General features: G+C 37.3%; 3 protein-coding genes. 1 reads left to right on the forward strand and 2 read right to left on the reverse strand.

Annotated features, from left to right (window positions below; translation table 11 throughout):
* Nucleotides 1-183: 183 nt before the first annotated feature.
* Nucleotides 184-621 carry a hypothetical protein gene (locus tag CP357_RS09805; protein ID WP_025005569.1) on the reverse strand — a complete coding sequence of 146 codons (438 nt, stop codon included), beginning with the start codon at nt 619-621 and terminating at the stop codon, nt 184-186.
* Between the two features lie 241 nt (nt 622-862).
* Between CP357_RS09805 and CP357_RS09810 the strand changes: the two genes are divergently transcribed.
* Nucleotides 863-973, forward strand: a complete 111-nt coding sequence (locus CP357_RS09810) for a putative holin-like toxin (RefSeq protein WP_098037210.1) — start codon at nt 863-865, stop codon at nt 971-973.
* Nucleotides 974-1,118: 145 nt separating this feature from the next.
* Here the strand turns inward: CP357_RS09810 and CP357_RS09815 are convergent, their stop codons facing one another.
* Nucleotides 1,119-1,532, reverse strand: a complete 414-nt coding sequence (locus CP357_RS09815) for a hypothetical protein (RefSeq protein WP_098037211.1) — start codon at nt 1,530-1,532, stop codon at nt 1,119-1,121.
* Nucleotides 1,533-1,904: the final 372 nt, after the last annotated feature.

Here is a 1,904-nt window from a genome sequence, read left to right on the forward strand (position 1 = left end):
GTTAGCGTAAGCTAACGAGCCACTAAGCCCTAGACTTCAGTCTAGGGTAGTTGACAAAAGCAGAGTGTTCGATATAACTGACAAAATTTGCGCTTTTTGTCAGTTATACTGAACACCCTTCTCAATTGAATATATTTGAACACAAAAAAAGACTCCCAAATCGGGAGCCTTTTTCAATATAAATTATGAAAGTGATGAAGAAATCTTAGCACGTTGTTCTTCATACCACTTGTCCCATGCTTCGTAAGTAAGCATGTCTTCTGGCTTAACACCGGTCTTTTCAACCATTACATCAAGTAAGTTCTTAAAGTTGTAATCATGGTATTGCAAAACGTGTTCAACCAACTTCTTACGTGGGAAGTGGATGTTGTTCAAGAGATAACTGTTAATATCAACCATGTTGTGATTTTCATCGTAAAGGTTGATGATTTCAAGGTCATCTTCATCAAATTGAGCAATGTAGAAGTTAGCGAAGACTTTCAAGTAATCAGGTTGTTCCTTGAATTCTTCCTTAGGCATAGTAGTCTTATTAGCTTCTGGCATTACGACTTTAAGATCGTCGTTTTCTTCTTCTGTTTCTTTATATGCTTGTGCTTGAGCGTTCTTTTCTTCTTCAGTCAAAGTTGTTACCCCTTTATTTAGAAAATAAATAGATGCAAAATCAATAATAATTCTACCGACTTCTGCAAATAAAAGCAAATTTAACTGCTTTTAGGAAATTTCTTTATAATGTTTGCTTGTGAACGTATATTTGGATTTAGTATAATTTTAGCCGTAGAAAAGCTGAAGTGGCGGGGATGGTGCTTATGAGTAAATTTTATTAACTCGTATTCGCATATCCTGATAGAAAGGAGAAGCCTTCGTGTCTGTTGCAGATGCGTTGCAACTAATATTAGAATTCGGCACATTTGTCGTTACTCTAATTGCATTAGTTGTTGAGTTGATTAAGTTTTTTGATCAACGAAAAAAATAACTGCTTTGGCTGTGCAGAGCCGGCAGTTATTGAATAAGTAACAATATTTGATAGCACCGCTTACGCGATTCTACATTAAGAGGTTGGCTCATTTGCCGACCTCTTTTTCATTACATATTATAGCAAGTTCATAGACTCGCAGCAATTACTTATTATCTGAATCATCTGAACTCTGGGTGCTTGATGATTGCGCGCTGCTAGAAGATTGACTAGATTGGCTGCTTGATTGCTTGGTACTACTTGAAGAACTAGATTGAGCATCGGCATCCTTGTCGCTAGATGAAGATGAAGCAGAACTAGATTGTTTGTCCTTATCTTGATGATCCTTATTCTTGTCCTTGTCGGAACTGCTGTTAGAGCTGGAAGTATCTGAACTTGAATTAGAATTCTTGTCTACATCAGCAGAATTACTATTTTTCTCCTTAGTATTGGACTTCATATTAGAATTACTCTGATTGTTGCGTTGAACGGCATTATTGTGACTAACATAGGCGCCAGCGCCACCTCCGCCAATCAAAAACATAGCAAAAATCGCACCCCAAAAGATTAATTTCTTCATTAAAAATCTCTCTCCCATGTATTTTGTGAATTAGGTTCAGCGAGAACCTTGATTGCTAAATTATAGTTTAAGGCATTTCGGTAAAAAAGGATAAATAGAAGATTTACTTTTAACTAATAGTCAACTACCCTAGACTGAAGTCTAGGGCTTAGTGGCTCGCTAGCTTGTGCTAACCAGAACACCAACTTGCTTAGATACGGATTTGACTTGTCACTAATAATCTCGCAACTATTAGCGATAGAGGTCGTCTAATTACCAAAGCCTTTTAAGTCCGCGAATTGCTAGCGGACTGCAGCCTAGCTTAGGCTGCTTTTTTCTTTTATTTTAGGATTCTGCCACTTGCCTAATCCTTTTTCTAAGATGTTCACGGCC

Source organism: Lactobacillus sp. UMNPBX6, from assembly GCF_002553975.1.
Lineage (GTDB): Bacteria > Bacillota > Bacilli > Lactobacillales > Lactobacillaceae > Lactobacillus > Lactobacillus gallinarum.

Bases quoted from the DNA above. Each gene is read 5' to 3' on its own strand.
- CP357_RS09815 (WP_098037211.1), bottom strand. From the start codon at position 1,532: ATGAAGAAATTAATCTTTTGGGGTGCGATTTTTGCTATGTTTTTGATT.